The following is a 23,668-nucleotide window of genomic DNA, read 5'->3' as shown; positions in this document are numbered from 1 at the left end:
TGCCTGCCAATCATTGCTTTTGATACACCTGTTTGAAAGAGTGTCAGAGCGAGGCCTGGCTCATCGCCGGGGGCAGGGCGATTGGCGTCAGCACCGGCTGATTGGAGAAAAACGCAACCAGGTTGCGGCCCACCAGCTCCACCGTGCCTCGCGTGGCTTCCGGTGACAGACCGGCGACATGTGGGGTCAGGATGACATTGGTCAGGCCCTTGAGGGCGTCTGGCACGTAGGGTTCGGCATCGAAGACATCCAGCGCGGCGCCGGCAATCCGCAGCTGCTCCAGCGCATTGATCAGGTCCGCAGTGACGATCACGCTGGCCCGGGCGATGTTGACGAGGAAACCTTTGGGGCCCAACGCGTCGAGCACTTGTCGGTTGATCAGGTGTTTTGTGCCAAGGCCGCCAGGCGTAGCGATGACCAGGAAGTCGGAGGCACGTGCCAGCTCGGTGGGCGTTGAACAGAAGGTATACGGCACGTCGCTGCGATGCTGGCGGTTGTGGTAGCTCACCGTCATGTCGAAACCGTGGGCGGCACGTTTGGCGATCGCCATGCCGACGGCCCCGAGGCCGAGGATGCCCAAGCGTTTGCCGGCGATGGAGGGGCGCATGATTTTTGGCCATTCGCCCCGGCGCACGGCGGCGTCGCAGCGCGGAATGTCTCGCACCAGTGACAGCAGCATCGCCATGGCGTGGTCGGCGACCGAAGAGGCATTGACCCCGGCACCGTTGGTGACGGTGATGCCCCGGTCGGCGGCGGCTTGCAAGTCGACGTGTTCATAACCTGCGCCGATCACGCAAATGATCTTGAGATTGGCCAAGGCGGCGATTTCATCGGCATACAGCCCCAGCGGACCGCGGGTCAGGACCGCATCGATTTGCCCGCCGTGCCGTGTAATGGCCGCGGCGCGCTCGGCAGGGGTGGGGGCCAGTATCAGGTGAAAGCCCTGATGTTCGAGAATCGGCAGGTAATCATTGATGGTTTCAACCAGTACCAGAACGGTTGCGGGCATGCTGGGCTCCTGTTAGCGGCGAAATGTCGAGGCTCGAATATCACTGGAGATTGCTGGCTCCAACGCCGTTTGGCAATGGCCAATGCTCCTGCACGCTGTAGCTTAGGCAGATGTGCCGTGCGACGTCAGAAAAGTCCGCGCTGCATCGAGAATTTCGTCGGACAACGCGTCACCCCGAGTGGCGCGGGCCAAGGTCAGGGCACCGACCATTAACGAATAATCCACCAATGCTTTTTGCCGATTGGCTTCGGGCTGATCGTCACCCATCAGCGGCGTCAGCATCTTCAGCAACGCTTCAAGCCCTTGAGTGTAGGTCTGGTGCAAGCCACTTTCCGCTGTTTCATGACACATGTCGCCGGCAAATGCGGTGACCGGGCAGCTTTCGCCCGGATTATCGCGATTGGCCGCTGACAGATAGGGCGCGATGATGCTCGCGCGGGCGGAGAGGCCATCGTCGTTATCGTCGATTTTTTGCTTCCAGCGTTCCATCGATTGGGTGAACGCCCGGGTACAGGCCTCTTTCGCCAGCGCTTCCTTGGACTCGAAGTGGCCATAGAAGCCCCCATGGGTCAGGCCGGCAGCACCCATCACATCGACGACGCTGATCCCATGCAGGCCGCGTTCGCGAAAGAGCCGTGTGGCGGCTTCGACGATGGTCTCGCGGTTGCGTTCGGCTTGTTTACGGGAGACTCGAGGCATTGGGGGCTCACAGGTATGTAAAGGCGGAAATCAGCTGGCGTATTGGGCAACGCCATTGCCGAACGACCAGTTTTCTTTTTTCACTTCCACCAGATTAATGAAAACATCCTCCAGGCGCACCGCAAGTTCCGAGTTAAGGCTCTCGGCGATGGTTTTGTAGAGCAGTTTTTTCTGCTCAAGGGTCCGGCCTTCGTTCATCGTGATCTGAATCACCACCAGATTGTCGGTGCGGTTGATGCCCAGATACTCGGCGTCAAAGATGAAATGCTGCTCATCGTGCTCCGCCAGAATCTGGAAATTATCGTGCTCCGGCACGCCAATGGCGCTGCGCATGGCGGCGTAAATCAGCTGCCCAACCCGTTTGGCGTGGGTGGGATCTTGATGCTTTTTGATGTCGACGCGAACCAGTGGCATGGGATGACTCCAGGAGGGATATCGGTTAATTCAAAATACATGATGGCTAACCTTTATCAAGCAGGAGTTGCTGTTCGGTGACGAAACGCAGAGACGGCAAGATCTCGAAGGCACAGTAAATCCCAGTGGGAGCGAGCCTGCTCGCGATAGCGGTGGCATCTTCAGCATGGCCGTGGCTGGTAGTCCGCTATCACGAGCAGGCTCGCTCCCACCATAGCCTTCCAAAATGAAGTGGAATGGGCCTGTTGAGTTCGTTGGGTTTTCCTAATACCTTTTCCAGCAATATTATTTTTTTTGTCCAAAAAAATTATTGATACCTAATGTCTAGGATTAATGACGTTATGCGGCTGAAAACACAGACCGACCAAGCCATCTCCAAAGAAATTGGCAAACGGATCCAAGCCATACGACTTAAGACCATTTCAGGCGTTGCCCGATCCGCCGAATCCATCGCAGACAGATATCGATCAATGTTCTGTTCGATCTGCAGCATGCGTGCCTTCACCTTGCCCTGAGTGAAGTTACGGTCGCGATTATTGACGGCTTTGAATTTGCTGCCGTCGATGGCGATGATCGATTGGGAGAACAGATTGAGGTTGCGACAAAGCACCACAAATTGCCGGCAGACACTGCGAATAGCCTTGCCGTTGTCCTGGCGGAAGTCGGCGATGGTTTTGAAATCTGGAACCAAACGCCCCGTCAGCCACATTAACTCGACGTTACGCTGGGCCTCACGCTCAAGCCGGCGGCTGGACTGTATCCGATTGAGATAGCTAGATATAGATCTTCAGCAAGATCGCTGGGTGCTAGGCCGGACGACCCGTTGCAGCAGGATCGACGCACTCAAAACCAAGTGCGCCCAGGTCGAGTTCATCGACGAAAACGTCGACTACTCGGACTGGATTTTCTTCGGTTACGTATCGCCCAGGCACTCCGGCAGCAGCGTCACTTGCGTTCGGGCCTCGCCTTTAATGAATCGCTTTATGATCGTCCCTGCTACGATCTCGACGATCATAAGATTAGACAATTCCAGGTGTTTTCACACAGCCTGGACCCAAAGCTGCCGATCGCGAAGTGCGACATAGGCAGCTCCGCTAACCAACTGACGGTCAATATCGTCCGCCCGCGGACAGCCAGTCGGCAGCACGTTCGGCGATCATGATTGAAGCGGCGTTGGTGTTTCCGCCAACCAGTGTCGGCATGATCGAGGCATCCACCACACGAAGCCCCTCGATCCCATGTACACGCAATTGGCTGTCCACCACTGCATGCTCGTCGATGCCCATCTTGCAGGTGCCGACCGGGTGATAAATGGTGTCCGTGCGCTGGCGCAAAAGCTCGATTAGCTGTTCGTCACCGTATATCCCTTCGCTGTGCATATCCTTCAGAGCGTAACGTGCCATTGGAGCTTGCTGGATAATCTCCCGGGTCATTCGGTATCCGGTGAGTAGGGTCTCCACATCATCGTCATGCCCCAGAATGTTGGGATCAATGCGCGGAGGGGCGCTTGGGTCATTCGATTGCAGGCCGACGCTGCCGATGCTCTTGGGGCGCAACACGCAAACGTGGCAACTAAAACCGTGCCCCCAGTGCAGCTTGCGGTTGTGGTCGTCAATCATCGCGATGACCGAGTGCAGCTGGATATCCGGGCGAGCAAGGTTTGTGTCTGTTTTCAGGAAAGCGCCGCCTTCGGCGAAGTTGCTGACGAAGGGGCCGCGTCGATGCCGGACGTAGTCGATCATTGCCTTGCCCATCTTGGCGCTGCCGCGCAGGGAAACTCCCATCAATGACGTATCGGGGCTCTTGTAGCGGAGCACGACATCCGGATGGTCTTGCAAGTTCTGCCCTACGCCGGGAAGTTCGTGGTGCACAGTTATGCCCTGAGGCTTGAGTTCGGCCTCCGGGCCAATGCCCGACAGCATCAACAAGTGCGGACTACCAAAACATCCGGCACTGAGCAGTACCTCCTGGCGAGCTTTGATGGTCTGACGATTGCCCTTGATGCGCAGCTCTACGCCGACAGCCTTCTTACCTTGCAGCACGATGCGCTCGGCGGCGACTGACGTCAGCACGGTGAGATTTTTGCGGGTATGTCGAATCGGTTTAAGGAAAGCTGTGGCCGTGCTCCAGCGTCGACCGTCGCGGATCGTCACGTCGAACTGACCGATGCCTTCCTGGTCGTTGCCGTTGAAGTCGGGGTTATGGCGGTGCCCGGCCATCTGCCCCGCCTCGATAAAGGCTTGGGTGACCGGATGTATCGGATTCCTGCCGACATAAAGCTCGCCTTCCGCTCCATGAAAATCACAGGCTCCGCGGTGGTTCATTTCACTCTTTCGAAAGTACGGCAGTACGTCGGAAAACGACCATCCCGGATTACCCAGCACCTGCCAGTCATCGTAGTCACTGTGATGACCACGGATATAAACCATGCCGTTGATCGAACTGCTGCCACCTAATACCTTGCCGCGCGGTTGGTAGCCGCGACGTCCGTTCAGGCCACGCTGTGGGACTGTCTGGAACGCCCAATTGACATGTCGGCTTGGCACGATTGCCGCGACGCCCACTGGTGCATGGATCAATGGCGAGCGGTCTTCCGGACCGGCCTCCACTAAGCAAACTGTGACATTGGGATTTGAACTCAGGCGATTGGCTAGGACGCAACCGGCTGAGCCGGCACCGATGATTACGTAGTCGAATTCCATCACAGAATGATCCCGATCAAGCGAATTAGGGCTGCTTCGCAAGGAAGCAACAGTGGATATCTGGGATGGATTGTGGGCTCAAGCTCTCAAAAAATAATTGACCTTCCATGACATTTATTTGATCTTTAATGACATGACTTCTTTGATAAGAACTACATCATTCACCGGCTTCCGTGAGGTGACGACTCAGCTGGGCGGGCAAGCTGACCTTATGCTTGAGCGCTTCCGAATCAATCTGGACACGCTGATGGACGAGGACGCACGGGTGCCATTACGTTCTTTGGTAGGGTTGTTGGAGTTTGCTGCGCGCGAGCTGGAATGCCCCGATTTTGGTCTGCGCATGGCCGAGTATCAGGATTTACATATACTCGGCCCGATTGCGGTGATCGCTCGAACGTGCGCAACAGCCGGAGAGGCGTTGGCGCAAGTCATCCGTTTCATCGGTTATCACAGTCCAGGCATCCAGCTAGATCTCGACTTGAGTGAGACCCGAGCGCCACGTTTGCTGATCGATATCCGGTTGTCCGGACCCAGCCCGCGACGGCAAATGGTGGATTTGGCGATGGGGGTGGCGCATAACGGCATGAAGCTGCTGTATGGCGACGACTTTGTTGCCCAGTCAGTACTATTTTCCAGTAATCATTCACCTGCGAAGACTTACCGGCGCTATTTCAAGACGACGGTGTACACCGGCCAATCGTGCAATGGGCTGGTTCTGCATGACGAACAACTGAACCAACGATTGGAGCAACATGCCCCCTACCTGCATCACGCACTGGAGCAGTATTTCGATCAGTTCGACTTGCAAGCGACATCGGATGTTGTCAATCAAGTCGAGCGCCTGATCCTGCGCATGATGCCGATACAACGTTGCCGTTTGCCATTGATTGCCGAGCAGCTCGGTATGCACGTGCGAATGTTGCAACGAAGGTTGGCCGAGCAAGGGCGAAGCTTCGATGAGATGGTTGAAACCCTCCGCCGCGACCGTGCCGACCATTATCTCGCGGAAAGGCACATGCCGATGTCGCAGGTTGCCGGTCTGCTCGGCTATAGCGAACAGAGTGTGTTCAATCGCGCTTGCCGGCGCTGGTTTTCCATGTCGCCAGGAGCCAGGCGCCGTCAGTTGCGCGAATGAAGCCGGACCGGCGCCCCATCTTTAACCGCCTTGCGGTACCACTCGGGCATCATTGCTGGCGAGTTCGCATGCTCACAAGCCTGAGCACCTGCAAATAAGTGGGGGGGGGCGATACGATGCCACGCTCGCGCAAAAGCGCATGCAATTTTGGCAGGCGAAAATACGGCACAGACGCCATCAGATGATGCTCAATGTGAAAGTTGACACGAATTGGCGCCACGCATGCGCGGGCGAATAATCCAGCGTGTGTGGTACGGGTATTGCGAAGCACGTCCGGGCTTGATTCCAAACAGGCATGTTCGGCCATTGAGCGAATGCGGATGAACAGCGGGAACGGTGTGATATAGGCGAGCACCCACACGCCGTACAACCAGGCATTTCCGCTGAGCCATAACGCGCCAAGGAGAAGACCGTTGATGAGCAGCATTCCGCTGGCGTTTTTGAAGAAAGTCCGTGGATAGTCCCACCAGTGACGACCTTCCAGTGGCAGGCGCCGGATATCGCTGGTCAACGACCATTGCAATACGCCGGCATCCATCAGCAAGCGTCCCACCAAAAACTTGAGTCCGGTAACACCTGAAAGGTCACGCAGGCACTTGCGCATCATCGAGCGGTGAGTCGTCGGCAGTCCCGCCACCAGACAGAGATCGGGATCGTCGACAGTGGACGTCTTGGCGTGATGGGTCAGATGATACGGGCGGTACTTGCGCAACTCATTCCAGATCGGCCGAGCGCACAACCAGTCGACCAGTACGTCATTGCACCATTTGCTCTTGAACAAAGTGCCGTGCGCGGCGTCGTGCTGCAAAATACCAAAGCACAACTGGCGTCCGGCAATAACGATGACACCCAGGATCAGGACGAGGCTGAATCCCCACCACGGCAAGACATCGCGAGTCCAGGCCAGACAAATGAAAGTCAGGGCCAGAACACCCCAGGTTGAACCCACGGCCCAGGCGCCCCATGCGTCTGAGCGTTGGCTGAACGATTTGATTTCGTCGCGACTGAGAATATCGCTGATCTTGGTCTTGTTATTGTTATTCATGTGTATCCTCGACATCTAAGGCCCGTGCCCGGCCTGGGTGATGAGTCAGTTGGGCTTTATGGTTGTTGCAAAAAGGTGCGCCAGATCTGGTGACCGTGGTCCACGAAACGCTGGGTAGCGGCCACGAATTCGCTGCGCAGCGCCACATCGACCATGGGTTGCGGCAACAGGGGATCGAAGACAATCTGGCGGATGGCTTCGCGGCCGAGGGTGAACGACTCGCGTGCGGCCGCATCCAGCCTCAGTTGCTCGGCGCGCAAGGCCCAGCTCTCCAGCTGCTCGCAATTGCGGCGATAGCTGTCGTTGAGCAACTCGCCATTCCACAGGTTCTGAATTCGCTGTATTTGCGCCTCTTCGAAGCCCATCGCCTGAAAAACCAGCGCGGCCGGTTCCAGGCCGAGATCGATCAAACGTCGACGCAACGACTCGATATCTGGCTCGATATTGTTCGGGCGAACATACAGATCCTTATCCAGTTCTGCGAAGCCCAACATGTGCAGCGATCGTTCACGCTGGCGCAGGATATTGCGATCACTGCGGCCCAAGGCGTTGCACGCGACCATCAGGTAACTGCCGTCCCACGGCCGCAAATGCTGCTCGACGCTTCGCCAGGCAAACAACTGGGACGAAATGTCCCTGGCCTGTGGTCCCAACTGATAACTGCCACGCCCCGCACCTTCAAGCAGTGCTTCGATGGTGAGGCGTGCCAGGGTGACACGAACGTTGTTTTCGCTGATCCCGAACAGCTCGCACGCGACAATGGCTTCCCTGACCTGCAACGGAACGCCGTTTTTGGCAACCAGCAGCTCGAGAACCAGGCTTTTTACGCAAGGTTTCACCGTCATCCTCCAAAAAACACAAGTCATTACGAATTAGGATTGAATCTAGCGTTATGAGTAATATTACGCAATAAACAAACAAAAAATAATTTTTGTAATGAGTTGGGCCAAGATGCTCATATACAGCGCGCGGCTCACTCCTTGTTCATCCGGGCGAGAAGGCTTTCGCGCTGACTGATCTCTTCTTCCACGGCCCGCACTTCCCTCATGTACACCTCGACCGCGGGTGGCAATGAGCGCTCTTTGAGGTAGATGAAGCCGTAACGGGTACGCAGTGCAAGGTCATGGATAGGCAATGCGACGATTTCACCCGCTCTGATTTCCTGCTCGAAATTCGACAAGTTGCCTACCGCCAGGGCGTTACTGTTCTCGACGAATTTTACGATTTGCATGGGCACGTCTATCTCAATTGCCGGTACAAAATCACCGTTCACCGCATCGTATGCACCGGCACAGCCCAACGTGGCCGGGAGCAAATGGGTCGCCAGCCGCAGCGGAATACGCGAAGCCACCCAGGGATAATCGAGTGTTTGCGCCAACGTCAATGAACGCTTTTGCGAAAGCAGAGGATGGCCGGGCCGACAAAACAAACGTCCCTGGTGCTCACCCAACAGCTCACAGGTGAATTCTTCCCGGCCTTCCAAGGTACTGATTTCGGCGATCCCCAAATCCACCACTCCGGTCGCGACCTGATGAGCAACGTCACGCCATCCGGCAACATGGGCCGTGACTTTGATGTTCGGGTGCCGGGCATGCAGCCGCGCGATGCTGGTGTATCCGCTGGTGATACTTGGATAGGGACCCAAGGCCACTTTCAGCGCTCCGATATCACCTCCCGCCAGCAAGGCAATGTCACGCCGCAAATCTTCCTCGGCCACTAACAAGCGCCGACTTTTTTCCCGAAGCAAATGACCAAACGCAGTCAGCGCAATGCCTTCAGGGCGTCGGTCGAACAGCGTGACTCCAAGTTCACTCTCCAGCAACTGGATGCTTTTGCTCAGCGCCGGCTGGGAAACCCCTAACGCTTTGGCCGCTCGACCAAAGTGCGCATGTTCAATCAATGCCAAAAACTGACGTAAGCGACGGGGTGTCATCTCATAACCTTTATGTTATCGGAAGCCACTGAAACGGAATTTTTCGTAATGAAATGAATATGCTATTCATGGTCTGACGGGTCAAGTAGACGCGTACCCAATAAATAAAATCGGGCGCAATTATCCGCATTGACGCTCTTGGCAGCCCTTGGTACAGGAACCCCCTCATGCACAACAAGACCCTTCATCTGGCACTGGCAATTACGTTGGGCTGTGGCGTTAGCCCTGCCATTTTTGCGGCCGATGCAAACGGCGCAAGTTCTGATCCTTCCTCAACAAAAAGTGCGCACTTCGATACCAAAGGCAAACCGCCTTCGGCCTACACGATCGAACTGCAAAACGGTGTACGCAAGACACTTCCGTTCGCGGACAAACGAGATTTTGAGGAGGCCAAAAAAGGCTTTATTGCGGCACCGACCTACAACAAGATCATGGCTGAAGCCGGAAATGTCGCCTGGAACATGGGGAGCTATGACTTCCTGCTCGACGGCAAGGATTACGACAGCATCAATCCGTCGTTGCAGCGTCAGGCGATACTCAATATGGCCTTCGGTCTGTACGAGGTGGTTCCGGAAAAGATTTACCAAGTGCGCGGGTTTGACCTGGCGAACATCACGTTCATCAAGGGCGATACGGGCTGGATTGTGTTCGACACGCTGATGTCGAAGGAAACCGCCAAGGCTGCGCTGGACTTTATCAATGAAAAACTCGGTAAGCGCCCGGTCGTAGCGGTGGTGATCTCTCACTCCCATGCCGACCATTTTGGTGGCGTCCGCGGGTTGGTCGATGAGGCCGATGTGCGCAGCGGCAAAATCCCGCTGATAGCACCCACCGGTTTCATGGAACATGCCGTGGCTGAAAACGTCTACGCCGGTAACGCAATGACCCGGCGCGCATTTTTCCAATATGGCGTGTTGTTGCCGCACAGTCCTTATGGCCACGTCGACATGGCCATCGGAAAAAATGCGTCCATTGGCAACATGGGCCTGATCGAACCCAATCGCTATATCACGAAAGATTTCGAGACCCTGACGATCGACGGCGTGGAAATGGAATTTCAAAGTACTCCGGGCACCGAAGCGCCAGCGGAGATGAATACCTGGTTCCCGCAGTTCAAGGCATTCTGGGCCGCGGAAAACATCGTCGGCACCATCCATAACATTTACACCCTTCGCGGTGCTCTGGTCCGTGATCCACTGGTCTGGTCGAAGAACATCAACAACGCTTTGTATCGCTACGGACAACAGGCGGACGTCATGTTCGCCGCGCACAGTTGGCCACGTTGGGGTAATGAGCGGATTCAGGACGTCATGCGCGCGCAACGCGACGCCTACGCCAACCTGAATAACGCCGTGCTGCACGCGGCCAACCAGGGCGTCACCATCAACGAGATTCACAACGTCTACAAGTTGCCAGACAGCCTGAAAAACAACTGGGCGACCCACAGCTACCACGGCTCCGAAGAGCACAACAGCCGCGCCGTGATCAATCGCTACCTGGGTTACTGGGATGCCAACCCAGCGACGCTGATGCCGCTGTCACCGAAGGATTCGGCACCGCTGTACGTGGAAATGATGGGGGGCTCAGAGAAGATCATGACCAAGTGCAAATCCTTGTTCGATCAGGGTAAATACCGCGAAGCCTATGAAATTCTCAATAAGCTGGTGTATGCCGAACCCCAAAACACCGAGGCCAAGGACTTGCTCGCGGACGTCTATGAGCAGGTCGGCTATCAGAAGGAAAGTGCCGGGGTGCGTAACAGCTTCCTCGCGGCGGCGTATGAGTTACGCCACGGCATGCCAAAGGGTGTACCGCCCAAAACCACCGGGCCTGACATGATTCGCGCCATGAGTACCGAGTTGTGGCTGGAGTACCTCGGCATCGCCCTTGATGGCAGCAAAGTTGCGGATCAACACTTTGTCTTGAATCTCAAGACGCCCGACAACGGTGAGCAGTTTGTTGTTGAGTTAAGCAATTCAACACTGACCAATATCAAGGGGCAGCAAGCGAAAAATGCCGACCTTACTATCACCCTTGATCGTTCTGATCTTGAAGGCGTAATGGCAAGGAAAACCAGCTTCGCTCAACTCGTTGCGGCCGGAAAAGCCACATTCGTAGGCGACCATAAACCCTTCGAGCTGTTGATGGCTGCCATCACGCCGTTTAACCCAACCTTTGAGCTACTGCCTGGCACCAGTCAGTAATCCATAGGGGACTGCGTGTCATCCTGTTTAGGGTGACGCAATCTTGCGATCAACACCCAATTTGGTCATTTGCTGCCTATTGCCGAAGGCAGCAATCGACCATCTTTCACGCTCCATCACTATGGATTCAATCGACCCTTGGCGCGACACACAAAGGGATCACCAGTAGCAGCCCATTCCCCGACAGAAATCAAGTCCTGGGTGCGGCAACTCCGTTAGTGAGATAGTCCTCAGCAAGCATTTGTTGGAGGCATTTACACTCTTCAGTTCCGGGTAAGACGCCAGTCGTCGTTACCTCCAGCACCGTAATTTCTGCGCGTTGAATATCCTGACTTCGGCTTTTTGCGTGACCGCTTCATCGATGTAAGCGATGACTAGATGCAGGTGATTTGCTCGTCTGCATAAACCGGGTTTTTGAACTCAGATTTATGAGAACAGCACATTTACTAATGAGCTATACCCAATGTTCCCCCCATGCACTTCTTCCACTTTTGGAGGTTGTTTATGAATACCCGCATCGTCCCGCTCGCGCTACTTATGGTCGGTCTCTTCGGTTGCAGTACGGCTTCTAACCATTCAATGAATTTGCCTCTGACTGCCACCCACAGCAATGCGGGCCAGAGCGCCAACACCACATTGACCGCGGAAGGCAATCAAACCAATTTTGACTTCTATATCACTGGCGTTCCGACCGGAACTATCCTGCCACCGCGCATTTACACGTTCATCAATAAAGGCAGCTGCCAGCAACCCGGGCCAGACGCCTACGCAATGAACGATAAGGTCAACACAAGTGATGCCGCCGGGGGCAACGGCTGGAGCTTTTACCGTAGTGCGCCTATCGCAACGTCAGAATTGCTTTCCGGCAAATACTCCATCGTCGTACGGACATCACCCGAAGATGGCAGCGTCGATATTTTCTGCGGCGATGTCGCGCAGGCAAAGCGGTGAAATGATGTGACGGATGGCGGGGGCGGCTTTGCCATCAAGCAGCTTCCGCAAACGTTTTCCCGACGTTTTCGCCAATTTTGCAGCATGGACTGGGTGATAGAGGTTTCCAGAAGGAGACGCAGAAACGTTGAAGGCCCATTTCCCTAAATTTCTACCGGCCGGCACCTTATAAATGCGCGTCTATACTCACCATCCTGTTAGTGGTAGGGCTGAATTCCGGGTATGCATGCGATAAGAGCCACACGCCATTGCGGTCAAAGCTCAAGATATTAAGGATGCCCAATGACGGATGACCGTCAGTATAAGGATGAGGCAGTTGAAGTTTTTGAGCCTTGAGAGATGAGAACACAACGTACCCGAGATGGGTGGTTATGTGAATCAACTGGAAGAGGATCAAACTCATGAAACTGAGAAAACTTGTACTAGCGGGATTGGCGTTGAGTAGTCTGGTGGGGGGAGCCAGCATGTCGGCAGTGACTCAAGCTGCCGATAAGAAACCCAACATCATGTTCATCATGGCCGATGACGTTGGCTGGATGCAGCCGAGTATCTATCACCAGGGGCTGGCGGTCGGTGAAACGCCGAATATCGATCGCATCGCCCAGGAAGGTGCGAAATTCATGACCTACTACGCCGAGCAGAGTTGTACGGCGGGGCGCAACGCTTTCTTTACCGGGATGCATCCGCTGCGTACCGGCATGATTCCACCGCAACTACCCGGCAGCCCATCATGGCTGCGTCCTGGTACACCCGCACTGTCCAAATTTTTGCTTGATTTGGGCTATACCACTGGCGAATTCGGCAAGAACCATTTGGGTGACAATTTTGAGGCACTGCCGACCTCCCACGGCTTCCAGGAGTTCTGGGGCTACCTCTATCACCTCGATGCGATGCAGGGCGTGAGCTTTGTCGACATCAACAAGACTCCGCAAGAGCAGAGCATTGCACCGCCATGCAAGGCCGCCCCGATCAACGGGCTGCCGGAAGTACCCGGAGCCATCGATCCGAGGGAGGGTACCTGCTTGACGCCACCACGTCCGGTCATATCCTGCGTCTCCAGCGACGGTACGCAGAAGAACACCACTTGCAAGGACGAAGGGCCGCTGACGCTAGAACGCTCGAAGACTGTGGATGAAGAAATTTCCGCCAAGGTCATCGACTTCCTCGACCGCAACGATCCGAAGAAAACCAATAAGCCGTTCTTCGTCTGGTACAACCCGGCACGCATGCACATCACCACGGTACTGCCACCCAAGTATGAAGCCATGGTTGGTGAAGCCGGCGGTAAGGACTGGGGGACCAATGAAGCGGGCATGAAGCAGCTGGATGACAATATTGGTTATGTCTTGAAGAAACTTCAGGACATGGGCGAGTTGGACAACACCATTGTCGTCTTCACCACCGACAACGGCGCGGAAACCATTACCTTCCCGGACGGCGGTACTACTCCGTTCAAGGGCGGCAAGTTGACCACTTGGGAGGGCGGCATGCGCGCTCCGCTGGTCATGCGCTGGCCTGGGGTGATCAAGCCGGGCACGATCCTTACCGACATCTTTGCCTCTCTCGACTGGTTGCCGACCTTGGTCGATATCGCTGGTGGCAAGAAGGGTAATGAACTAAATGAGCAGGTCATGGCGGGCAAGTACCCCGGTATTGTCAAGACCAAGCTCGACGGCGTGGATCAAACTGACTATCTGACTGGCAAATCCGAAAAGTCGGCGCGTGACACCTTCTTCTACTACACCGGATCGCAACCTTCGGCTGTGCGCTACAAGAATTGGAAGATGTATTACACCATAGTGCCGGATACCGCGACGGGCGGGTTATATGGCGCTACCACTTTCCACTGGACTCAACTGCTCAACCTCAAGCGCGACCCCTTTGAAACAACAGTCGGCGATGACGCGAAGTCCATCACGGGCTATGGCGGTGCTTTGGGTTCCCCTGGTAACGCCTATATCTACAACTGGAACATGCTGCCAATCGGGCAGTTGCTCTGGGAGAAGGAGTTAATGTCGTACAAAGATTTCCCGCCCATGCAGGCGCCGGAAACCTACAACTTGGACGGTATTCTCAAAGCCATGCAGCAGAACGGTCATAACGGGCACGATTAACGGCGTATCTAAGCAGCCGCTAAAAATCCACGGGCGCCTCCACACAGGCGCCCTTTTGTTGATCGCATGGTCTTTTCTTTATGAAAACCGGTCTATTGCGAACTTCAGGCAGCGTTCAACTCAATCAGCCAAGTTGAACCGGACTGATTGAGACAGGAGTAGTGAGAACCATTGATTTTGAATGGCAGTAAAATCAAAGAACTTTGCAGTCCTACTTTGTAACACCGTTGAGTAGCGCCCCATACGACTGTAGAAACTCCACCGTCCCATGAAAAATCAGGCCTACGCCCATCGCCGAAACGAAGAAGCCGACGATACGGGTCGCGGCGTCGATGCCTTGCGGGCCAATCTTTCTGAGAATGTTATTGGCGTAAGCCAGAGAGAGGTAAGTGATTAACATGGTGGTGCAGATCGCCAGTGCCACTACGGCGAAGGACAGTATGGCGCGGTCGGAGTTCTTGATGGTGCTGGTCAGGCCAATCACTGTGGCAATGGCGCCGGGGCCAAACATGATCGGCATGGCCATTGGTATGAAGGATACGTCCTCGTTGCCTTTGCCCCCGCTTGGAATCAGGCTGCTGTTGGGTGAGGGAGCAAATAGCTCGAACCCGATCCGCATCAGGATCAATCCTCCGACCACCCGAATCATGCTTAGGGGAACTTCGAACAAGCGCAACAGCAAGTTGCCGAAGATCAGAAAGAAAAACATCAACAGCAGTGCATAAAGGCAGGCTTTGCGTGCCACCCGTCGCTGTTCGGCGGCGTCTTTGTCTTGCAGCAGACCCAAAAATACCGGAATGGCCTCAAGTGGATTGATGATTGCCAGTAGCGTGGTGAACATGCTTAGGAAAAGAGTGAGGTATGAGTCCATGGAGGATCTGCCCAAGAGCGTGGTCTACTGAATTACCATAGCTGATCAGAAACAACTCACCTCAAGTCATTGCCCCGAAACATTCGGAGAGTCCGCTATTGGCCGCTTGATCCGGGGATTCCCCTTGATAGGAAGGCACCAGAAACTCTAGGGACTGGGCAACCACATCCAGACTTACACCTTTAAAAGTTACAACCCAATGTCTCTCAAAATCAGATTTGTTCTCAGATGCGAGCAGAGAATAATCAATCAGGTGGAGCTCATACGGGGCTAGGCCTGCGTTAAAAAGCTGATGTCTCGACAGCGATTCGTCTGTGATGGCCTGGATTCGATGTTCGATTAGATCCTTGAAGACTGCGATCGAAAACCATCCATCGGCATGTTCCTCGAAGCAAACGTACAGATGCCCGTTAGCGATCCGGGTCCCTGGATGTGCCCAAGTAGGAAACCTTGGCCTGCACGGACGCCGGCCTGGTCAAAGGCGAAGGTTTGCCGTGGACGCCAGCATCATCAAAGCGGATGCGCGTCGGCAGCGCGGCGTACCGGGTGATGAACCGGTCAACTGGAGCGATCCGTTCCTGAGCACCCGCGCCGTGCGTGAGTACCTTGAGGCACACGATGAGGAGGCCCTGGCCGAAACGCTACCGAAGCGCCTATCGCTGACTGATCACAAGCCCGCTGGACCGCTGCTCCGGGCGGCCCAGCGTTTTTCGCCTATTCCACGAACTATCTGATCGATACCGAGAACGGCGTCATCGTGGATGTGGGACCAACCCCCCGCTCATCGAACGGCCGAGGTTGAGAGCACCAAGACCATGGTTGACCACGTCGAAGCGCAGTTCGACATCAAGCCAGAGCGCCTCATTTGCGACACCGCGGCATGAGAGGCGCAACCGATGAGTTCACGCTGACCGCCGCGGTGCAGAACCTGCGACGGCTGGCCGAATTTACATCTTAAGGGCCACCGGTCACGGGATAGGTGCGCCTGCACTAAGCAAAAAACCTCAAACCAACCCAATAACAGAGCAGCAAAGGTCAACGAAGGGCCGAGAAACCACTCAATGTGGTGAGTAGGTTCTCCGATGGTGGTCGTGCCTGAGTTCAGGCCAGCTGAAATTCCGACTTTTTCAACAGAATCGGCCGTTCTCTGCCGATCATGGTTACAAAGCGCGCTGGTCAAGTCGATGCAAATGACTGGTCAGGTCGAATGCAAACAGGTGCTCAAGTCAGTGCATTTACCCACTTCCATAGATCTATCAAAAGCCGATGCTCAATCAGCGTAGCCATCGGCAAAGATAGGCAGGCCCGTAGTCTGAAACGCTGAGATCAGGAAGGTGTGTAGCCGGACGCTTACGATGCATCCATGGCTTTGGACAAGGAGGTCGTCTACGCCGGCGAGCGTTTCAATGTAGGGTGCGGCCATAGATGTACTCTTCAATATAAGCTAAAGGGCTGCAGAAAGGAGCAGTTGTCCGCTGCCCATTTTGACTGCGCGTGCACACAACACATAACTCTGATTGCCAAAAAAAACCGGTTCGCATTTCAGCAGGGATGTACGTGGAGCCTTTTCGCGTTAGCCGTTTCGAAAACGTTGTGAAAGCTCCAGTTGCGCATGGGCAAGTTGTTGCAACTCAAGACCGATTTCGTTGCTGCGCTGCGCGTGTTCGCTGCTGTGTTCGGCCAAGGTGGCTATTCGGGTGATTTGACCATTCACTTCTTCGACGACCTGACCCTGTTCTTCGATTGCCGCGGCCATTTGCAGGCTCATGCCTGTTATTTCGCCAACCTCTTCGCATATTCGACGCAACGCCTGCTGCACATGAACCACGTCTTCGCTGGCCGCCCGAGCTGCCGTTTCGCCTCGCCCGGCAGTAGCCAATGCCGATGAGCTACCTTCGCGCAATTGCGCAACAGATCGTTGAATGTGCTCGGTGGATTGACGGGTTCGCATGGCCAGCGCTCGCACTTCATCGGCAACGACCGCAAACCCACGTCCAGATTCACCCGCCCTGGCGGCTTCTATGGCCGCATTGAGTGCCAGCAGGTTGGTTTGTTCCGCGATGCTGTGAATAGCCTCAGTAATGCCGCCGATCGACTCGATGGATTCGGCAAGCGTAGTGACGGAGCGGCTGATGTCTTCTACGCAAGCGTATAACGTTTGGGTGGATGCCAGGCTTTGCACGGCGATTTTCTCGCCGTTGCGGGCAAGCCCGTCAACCGACAGCGTAGCTTGTGCCGCTTGTTGCAGATTACGTGAGAGCTCCTGGATCGTTGCGCTCATTTCGTGAATCGCCGCCGCGGACTGTTCGGTTTTGTGCAGTTGTTCTTCAAGTTGATCTACTTGCGTTCGAACCATGGACGAAGATTCTGCAACGCGACTCAGCAAGGTCTCACCGCTAATCTGGGTTCGTCCCATGACGGTGCGCATGCGTAATGTTTGGCTGTGCAGCGCCATGTCGAGATGGGCGAAGAGCCCTGGTGTGTCGGTGTATAGGGCGATCAGTAATGGCTCGCTGTAGACATGCGGATGTTTTGACAAAGTGTCTCTCAGATGCCGTCGTAGCATTGTCTTTGACTGCCAGCAGGCCGCTAACAGACCCGCAACCAGCGCTCCTCCGAGCCCCAAACTGATGTGCTCGAAATAAGCTGCTGCGACCATTCCTGCGATCATCAGTGCAAAGAATCCGTAGGAGGTGACGGCGCTTTTTACGCGACTACCTGGATTGAAAGGCTTCAAGCCGTTGTTCAAGCGCCTGTAAATCGTTTCAATGTGTTGGATACGGTCGGCAGGGATCGGATGGTAAACCGCTCCGAAGTCCGACAGTTTCTGGTGGGCGTCGTACAGCGGGACAACGTAAAGATCTCTCCAAAATATCTGACCGCTGTGATCACATCCCATCAGTGGCGCGCACCACGGCTTGCCGGCCAATACGGTTTTGAGCATGCTTGCGCTGACCAGGACTGGCATGTACTCATGCACGATGAGCTCGTGCCGATTGCCGATCAATTCGTCACGTCCATAGCCGGACATCGTCGCAAAAGCTTCGTTGCAGCCGATCAGTCGACCGTGGGTATCCAGGCGTGAGAAGGGCAGTTCCTTTTCGGCCTCCTCGCGTTCTGGAAACGTGTCAACGTTGGCCCGGATGGGATGTTGATCGCTCATGTGCGGTTCTCCTCTTTTTATTCGAGATGGGGCTTACCCAAGGGGCATGTTTCTTTCTACGCAGAGCGGTTCAGCCGATGCCCTCATCGTGCTTCGTGCGGTCTCAGTAAACGCCCTCTCTGGAGCGCTCAATTCAGCATAGGTTTTGTGCTGGCTTACCAGCATCGGCAGGCCGCGCTTCAACTCGGTGGTGTCCACTCCAACGACATCTGACGAATTTGTTCGCGGAAGCGTTCTGCGACGTTCAGACGTTCAGTGACCTGTTCAGTGATTGATGCGTTGGGCATGACTGTTCCTTCATGGGGATAACGATGGAGGCGAGCGCTCCGGAGATTTGCGCTATGCGCAATGCGGCATAATCAGGTCGCCTGATTTTCCAAGAACGCATGAACGTTGTTGTGCTTGTAATTGAGCTCGGCATTTAGCTCGATCATTTCGAACGACAGCGCCAGCAGTTGGCGTTATTGCAGTTCGGCAAAGTGCCCTTTGATGATGGCGAACAACTAATTCTGGGTGGTGGTGCAGAAAGTTGGGGCGGCAACTTCATGTTGACGTTCAGCGCTGCAGTAGCATTCGCCTACACTATCGCGGTCGTGGTGGGGCTCACGCTGGCAGCCGCTTCCGCGCTAGCCCATGACATCAACGTAGGCGTTATCTGCCATGGCATAACCACAGAGCACCTATTTGCACCCTCTAGGTGAAAAATACCGCCAATGGAGGTGCCCGTGCACCTCCTGAGTCCAGCAATAGTTTTGGTACAAGCGCTAACAACTTAATATTTCATCAGCCATCGTACGCTTGAGTACGTTAGAAATTAACGCCCAATATCACCTGGGCATAGAGGTTGGTATTACTGTTGCCCAACTGAGTACCGCCACTCTCGGTACTGTGTTCAGGTTTGTATAGCCCGACTAGTGGCATCAGCATGAAATGCTGATTGATCGTCCACTCTGCGTAGAGATCGGCCTCGCGTGCGCCGAGGTTTTGTACGCTGCTGTTCAAGGACGAGAAGTCGTAGAGCAACGCGCCGACGTTCACGGTCGGGGAGGCCGCCGCTTTGATGCCAACATGATGGACCTGGGTATTGGTATTAAAGGGGCCGGCGTAGTTGGACGCAACCTCGCCCTGGAACCAGGTACCCAGTGCTCGGCCATTGCCGTAGAACATGGGGTCATAGCCCTCGGAGAAGCGGCTGTAGCGATAGTTGACTACAGGCTTCATTGGCAATTCGCTGAACGTCCATCCTGCTTCCATATACCAGGCGTTTTCTTGCCGGGTATCAGTGTGTTCCCAGGCATATTCACTCGACAGGAACAAGTTCGGCACTCCGGCGTTGCCCTGCGCACGAATGCTGTATTGCTTCATGCCCTTGCGCTCTGGATAAAGCTGCTCGGCCAGGGCTTTGTCGGTATCCAGCACTTTGATGTAGGTCAGGCCCACCGTGCCTTGCTCAGCTACATGCTCGAGGGTGCCGACCGCTAATTCGGGTTTGGCTTGTGCAGGGTTGTCGGATTTCAGCCACATCAGGTCGCTGCGCCAGCCTTGTTTACCTCCCAGGCGCAATATTGCGGTGCGGTCAAAGTCCTTGCGCGCTGTCAGGTAGTACGCGCCGCCACGATTGAGATGACCATCATCGATGCCATTACCAAAATTCAAGGCATCCCCGGACATCAGGAAGCCATCGCCGATCACAACGGTCTGGCGGCCGAACGAAAAGTCGATCCCATCGGTGCCAAATGCCGGGACCAGGTCAGTTGAGCGCCAACCTATATAAGCGTCTTCTATCTTGGTTGTCCGTTCGGTCCCGTCACTCCAGCCAGCCGAATCGCCGTCGCCATAGGTGCCTGTAGACACCCAGTTCAGGGCGCCATAGGTCGTACCAAAGTCTTTGTTTGCATGCTTGATGTCCAGGCCGTACTGAAACATGGACTCCTGCCAGTTGCTTGAGCCCTCAGAAAGCGTCCCGGATTGCGCGTAGTTCTCCCGGCTGTAGTAAGCACCAAAAGCTGCGGCTAATTTGGCGTCGATGGTCGTTTCATCGTCAGCATACAAGGGCAGTGCATGGCTCAAGGGCGATAGTGCCAGCAGCAAGGTAAGTGAAGCCGATCGATAAGGCAGCGAGGCACGTTTTGCTTTTGTTATCACGTATTTTCTCCAAACCCGAATAAGTGCATCCGCAGGGTGCAAGGTAAAGGCAGCCGGTGCTTTCGTTACCGGTGCTGAACAAAGGCTAGGGTCTTTGAGGGTTACAGTCTTGGCTCACAGAGACATGCACTCGTCTGTGAGTGCCAAATTCGGAGGGGGTCTTTGCCAAAGATGGTCGGGTGGCGGATCGAACTGATCGGGTCATAGCGCGGATGTCGTACTTGCAATGCGATCTTTCGGTCAGCCTGCCGCTCGATTTTTCCGCGAGAACTGTCCCGCTATGAAAAGTGCAATTTTCCATTGGAAACGTGCATTTTTCATAACGTCCTGCTTACGCATACTGATTGGGAAAACATGATTGATCACCGCCAATTTTCTGCACCCTAAGAAGCAGTGGGGTGCCAGGTCAGACGGAATCAGCAGACACCAATAATAAAGAGTCAGTCCATGAAAAAGCCAAACCCGATGCTCGAAGACCTGAAGTCCATCCTGCCTGCCATTGCGGCTAATGCTTTCCAGGCAGAGACGGATCGAACCGTACCTGCCGAGAACATCGCACTGCTTAAAAGCATTGGTATGCATCGCGCCTTTCAGCCGAAAAAGTTTGGTGGGATGGAGATTTCCTTGCCGCAGTTCGCCGATTGCATCGCGTTGCTGGCGGGTTCTTGTGCCAGTACGGCTTGGGCAATGAGTTTGCTTTGCACCCACAGTCACCAGCTAGCGATGTTCCCTGCTAAGACTCAGCAGGAGGTATGGGGCGATGATCCTGATGCCACCGCCAGCAGCAGTATCGCGCCCTTCGGTCGCACTGAAGAGGTCAACGGCGGAGTGATGTTCAGTGGAGAGATGGGATGGAGCAGCGGTTGCGATCATGCCGAGTGGGCAATCGTCGGTTTCAGACGCAAGAACGCTGAAGGCTCCCAGGACTACTGCTTTGCAGTTCTACCGCGCAGTGATTACGACATTCGTGATGACTGGTACGCCGTGGGCATGCGCGGCAGCGGCTCCAAAACTTTGATCATTGATAATGCATTCGTGCCTGAACATCACATCCAGAAAGCCAAGGACATGATGGAGGGCAAGTCGGGCGGATTTGGTCTGTACCCTGACAGCAAGATCTTTTACTCGCCGTATCGCCCTTACTTTGCCAGCGGATTTTCCACGGTAAGCCTGGGTGTGGCTGAACGGATGCTGGATGTCTTCCGCGAAAAAACCAGGACCCGCGTGCGTGCTTATACCGGTGCGGCGGTCGGTGCTGCGATACCTGCCTTGATGCGCTTGGCCGAATCCACTCATCAGGTGGCGGCAGCTCGGGCCTTCCTTGAAAAAACCTGGCAGGAACATGCCGATCACAGCGAGCGCCATGAATACCCAAGCCGGGAAACCCTGGCCTTCTGGCGGACCAATCAGGGATACGCGACCAAGATGTGCATCCAGGCGGTTGATCGCCTGATGGAGGCCGCCGGCGGCGGTTCCTGGTTCGAGACCAATGAACTGCAACGGTTGTTCCGTGATGCACATCTGACCGGCGCTCACGCCTACACCGACTATGACGTCTGCGCACAAATCCTGGGTCGTGAGTTGATGGGCCTGGAACCCGATCCCACCATGGTTTGATCCACCAATTCTCTGGGTTGCGGTTCACATAAAACAATCGAGGCCATTAAATTCGATGGCCCAGGAGTCTTGCATGTCTAGTGTTTCTGATGCCGCCTTTGATACCCGTGCGTTTCGCCGGGCGCTTGGCAATTTTGCAACAGGCGTGACGGTCGTCACGGCGGCCACTGAAGATGGGCGCAAGGTTGGCGTGACGGCCAACAGTTTCAACTCGGTATCACTGGATCCACCACTGATTTTGTGGAGCATTGATAAGCGCTCCAGTAGTCATGAGGTGTTCGAAGCCGCTAGTCACTTTGCTGTGAACATACTGGCAGCCGATCAGATAGATCTGTCGAACAACTTTGCCAAACCCAAGGAAGACCGCTTCGCCGAAATCGAGTTCGAGGCGGGCGAGGGTGGTTCACCGGTTTTTGTCGATTGCTCGGCGCGTTTCCACTGTAAAAAATTTCAGCAAATCGACGGCGGCGATCACTGGATCATGATCGGCAAGGTGGTGGCGTTTGACGATTTCGGTCGCTCACCGTTGCTCTATCATCAGGGCGCCTATTCGATGGTATTACCGCACACCCGCATGACCACGCGTGAAGAGGGGCAGTTACCGAGCAGTCATTTCCAAGGCCGCCTGACCCACAATATTTATTACCTGATGACCCAGGCATTGCGAGCCTATCAGGCCAGTTACCAGCCACGTCAGTTGTCCACCGGGTTGCGCACCAGTGAAGCGCGGATGTTGATGGTGTTGGAGAACGATGCGGGTCTGAACATGGCCGATTTGCAGCGGGAAGTAGCAATGCCTGTTCGGGAGATTGAAGAGGCGGTAGCCAACCTCAAACGCAAAGGCTTGGTTAATGATGAGGGTGATCGCGTGCGTCTCACCATCAAAGGCATCGACGAAACGGAAGGGCTCTGGGCGATCGCCAAACAGCAGCAGGACAAAGTGTTTGGTCAGTTCAGCGAGGAACAGGTCGAACATCTCAAAGCCGTACTCAAGGGTGTCATTCAGGAGGCTTGAGTCGGCGATTGATAGTAGAAAAAAACGGCACCAAACGGCGCCGTTTTTGCGCCCGCCGATCGCTGGTGAGGCGCCTGAAGACCAGGAGGTGAAGGCGCGAGCAACGCACAACCGATAATGATAGAATTTTAGTTAATAAATTAACTAAATACGGTCTCAACAGTATCCCCATGCCCAAGCCGCGCGAATCCTTGACCCTGACATTGCTCCAGGCCCGTGAAGCGGCCATGGGGTTTTTCCGTCCGTCTCTTAATCAACACGGTCTGACCGAGCAGCAGTGGCGAGTCATTCGAATCCTTAGTCAACATGATGAGCTTGAGATCAATCGACTGGCCGAGCTGGCGTGCATTCTCAAACCTAGCATGTCCGGTGTGCTTGTGCGCATGGAGGCCGCCGGCATGGTTGTACGTCGCAAAGCGGAACAGGATCAACGGCGAGTATTGGTGCGTCTGGCCGAAAAGGGGGAGACCTGTTTCAGCTCGATGAGCCAAAGCATGGAAGCCAATTATCAGCGGTTGCAGGCTGGATTTGGCGAGGAAAAGTTGCAGGCGTTGCTGACGTTGCTCAACGAGTTGAAAGCGCTCAAGCGCTAGTCACGAGTGGTTACCTGACCAATCCCCAGCGTTGCGCTGGGGTGGTTTGTTATCGCCG

Annotated in this window: 17 protein-coding genes and 3 pseudogenes; 8 read left to right on the top strand and 12 right to left on the bottom strand. The window is 55.1% G+C overall.

The window, feature by feature from the left end; all coding sequences use genetic code 11:
- Positions 1–43 precede the first annotated feature (43 nt).
- The 5 genes and pseudogenes from JFU37_RS18170 to JFU37_RS18150 form a co-directional block, all read right to left on the bottom strand.
- A complete protein-coding gene (locus tag JFU37_RS18170; RefSeq protein ID WP_201117016.1) occupies positions 44–1,009 on the bottom strand; it encodes a 2-hydroxyacid dehydrogenase in 966 nt (321 codons plus the stop codon).
- Between the two features lie 102 nt (positions 1,010–1,111).
- On the bottom strand, positions 1,112–1,708 hold the full coding sequence (locus JFU37_RS18165) for a TetR/AcrR family transcriptional regulator (RefSeq protein ID WP_201117014.1): 597 nt from the start codon (positions 1,706–1,708) through the stop codon (positions 1,112–1,114).
- Between the two features lie 30 nt (positions 1,709–1,738).
- Entirely contained in the window at positions 1,739–2,122 is a 384-nt protein-coding gene (locus JFU37_RS18160) for a tautomerase family protein (RefSeq protein WP_201117011.1), read from the bottom strand.
- A 418-nt stretch (positions 2,123–2,540) separates the two neighbouring features.
- Positions 2,541–3,107 (bottom strand): annotated as a pseudogene (locus JFU37_RS18155) (transposase); the annotation flags it as partial.
- A 124-nt stretch (positions 3,108–3,231) separates the two neighbouring features.
- Entirely contained in the window at positions 3,232–4,824 is a 1,593-nt protein-coding gene (locus JFU37_RS18150; RefSeq protein ID WP_201117009.1) for a GMC family oxidoreductase, read from the bottom strand.
- A 97-nt stretch (positions 4,825–4,921) separates the two neighbouring features.
- Between JFU37_RS18150 and JFU37_RS18145 the strand changes: the two genes are divergently transcribed.
- The gene (locus JFU37_RS18145; protein WP_242485771.1) at positions 4,922–5,959 is read left to right on the top strand and encodes an AraC family transcriptional regulator; all 1,038 of its coding nucleotides are present in this window, start codon (positions 4,922–4,924) and stop codon (positions 5,957–5,959) included.
- Positions 5,960–6,008: 49 nt separating this feature from the next.
- Here the strand turns inward: JFU37_RS18145 and JFU37_RS18140 are convergent, their stop codons facing one another.
- From JFU37_RS18140 to JFU37_RS18130, 3 genes are all read right to left on the bottom strand, one after another.
- Positions 6,009–7,004, bottom strand: a complete 996-nt coding sequence (locus tag JFU37_RS18140) for a fatty acid desaturase family protein (RefSeq protein ID WP_201117007.1) — start codon at positions 7,002–7,004, stop codon at positions 6,009–6,011.
- A 56-nt stretch (positions 7,005–7,060) separates the two neighbouring features.
- Positions 7,061–7,849 carry a PaaX family transcriptional regulator C-terminal domain-containing protein gene (locus JFU37_RS18135; protein ID WP_207201671.1) on the bottom strand — a complete coding sequence of 263 codons (789 nt, stop codon included), beginning with the start codon at positions 7,847–7,849 and terminating at the stop codon, positions 7,061–7,063.
- Positions 7,850–7,977: 128 nt separating this feature from the next.
- Entirely contained in the window at positions 7,978–8,937 is a 960-nt protein-coding gene (locus tag JFU37_RS18130) for a LysR family transcriptional regulator (RefSeq protein ID WP_201117003.1), read from the bottom strand.
- Between the two features lie 167 nt (positions 8,938–9,104).
- Here JFU37_RS18130 and JFU37_RS18125 point away from each other — a divergent pair, with 167 nt between their 5' ends.
- The 3 genes from JFU37_RS18125 to JFU37_RS18115 all read left to right on the top strand — a co-directional run bounded on the left by JFU37_RS18125 (position 9,105) and on the right by JFU37_RS18115 (position 14,206).
- Positions 9,105–11,141 carry an alkyl/aryl-sulfatase gene (locus JFU37_RS18125; protein WP_201117001.1) on the top strand — a complete coding sequence of 679 codons (2,037 nt, stop codon included), beginning with the start codon at positions 9,105–9,107 and terminating at the stop codon, positions 11,139–11,141.
- Between the two features lie 504 nt (positions 11,142–11,645).
- Complete coding sequence (locus tag JFU37_RS18120; protein WP_201116991.1) at positions 11,646–12,092, top strand: hypothetical protein; 447 nt, start codon at positions 11,646–11,648, stop codon at positions 12,090–12,092.
- Between the two features lie 401 nt (positions 12,093–12,493).
- Positions 12,494–14,206: an arylsulfatase gene (locus tag JFU37_RS18115; RefSeq protein WP_201116989.1), complete on the top strand. Its 1,713-nt coding sequence runs from the start codon at positions 12,494–12,496 to the stop codon at positions 14,204–14,206.
- 211 nt (positions 14,207–14,417) lie between these two features.
- Here JFU37_RS18115 and JFU37_RS18110 read toward each other — a convergent pair whose 3' ends face one another.
- The gene (locus tag JFU37_RS18110) at positions 14,418–15,077 is read right to left on the bottom strand and encodes a MarC family protein (protein WP_201116987.1); all 660 of its coding nucleotides are present in this window, start codon (positions 15,075–15,077) and stop codon (positions 14,418–14,420) included.
- Between the two features lie 456 nt (positions 15,078–15,533).
- Here JFU37_RS18110 and JFU37_RS18105 point away from each other — a divergent pair.
- A pseudogene (locus tag JFU37_RS18105) lies at positions 15,534–15,955 on the top strand (IS5/IS1182 family transposase); the annotation flags it as partial.
- A 695-nt stretch (positions 15,956–16,650) separates the two neighbouring features.
- On the opposite strand, the gene JFU37_RS18100 reads toward JFU37_RS18105, so the two are convergent.
- From JFU37_RS18100 to JFU37_RS18095, 3 genes and pseudogenes are all read right to left on the bottom strand, one after another.
- Positions 16,651–18,240, bottom strand: coding sequence for a methyl-accepting chemotaxis protein (locus JFU37_RS18100; protein WP_201116985.1), 1,590 nt, complete (start codon positions 18,238–18,240; stop codon positions 16,651–16,653).
- A 359-nt stretch (positions 18,241–18,599) separates the two neighbouring features.
- Positions 18,600–18,743, bottom strand: a pseudogene (locus JFU37_RS30725) (5-carboxymethyl-2-hydroxymuconate isomerase); the annotation flags it as partial.
- Positions 18,744–19,047: 304 nt separating this feature from the next.
- Positions 19,048–20,385, bottom strand: coding sequence for a hypothetical protein (locus JFU37_RS18095; RefSeq protein ID WP_342214949.1), 1,338 nt, complete (start codon positions 20,383–20,385; stop codon positions 19,048–19,050).
- Positions 20,386–20,832: 447 nt separating this feature from the next.
- Here JFU37_RS18095 and JFU37_RS18090 point away from each other — a divergent pair, with 447 nt between their 5' ends.
- From JFU37_RS18090 to hpaR, 3 genes are all read left to right on the top strand, one after another.
- Entirely contained in the window at positions 20,833–22,002 is a 1,170-nt protein-coding gene (locus JFU37_RS18090) for a p-hydroxyphenylacetate 3-hydroxylase oxygenase component (RefSeq protein WP_201116983.1), read from the top strand.
- Positions 22,003–22,075: 73 nt separating this feature from the next.
- Complete coding sequence (locus tag JFU37_RS18085; protein ID WP_201116981.1) at positions 22,076–23,017, top strand: p-hydroxyphenylacetate 3-hydroxylase reductase component; 942 nt, start codon at positions 22,076–22,078, stop codon at positions 23,015–23,017.
- A gap of 170 nt (positions 23,018–23,187) precedes the next feature.
- Positions 23,188–23,610 carry a homoprotocatechuate degradation operon regulator HpaR gene (gene hpaR, locus JFU37_RS18080; protein WP_201116979.1) on the top strand — a complete coding sequence of 141 codons (423 nt, stop codon included), beginning with the start codon at positions 23,188–23,190 and terminating at the stop codon, positions 23,608–23,610.
- Positions 23,611–23,668: the final 58 nt, after the last annotated feature.

The organism is Pseudomonas sp. TH41, assembly GCF_016650695.1.
Lineage (GTDB): Bacteria > Pseudomonadota > Gammaproteobacteria > Pseudomonadales > Pseudomonadaceae > Aquipseudomonas.
This window is presented reverse-complemented; position numbering and strand designations above follow the sequence as displayed.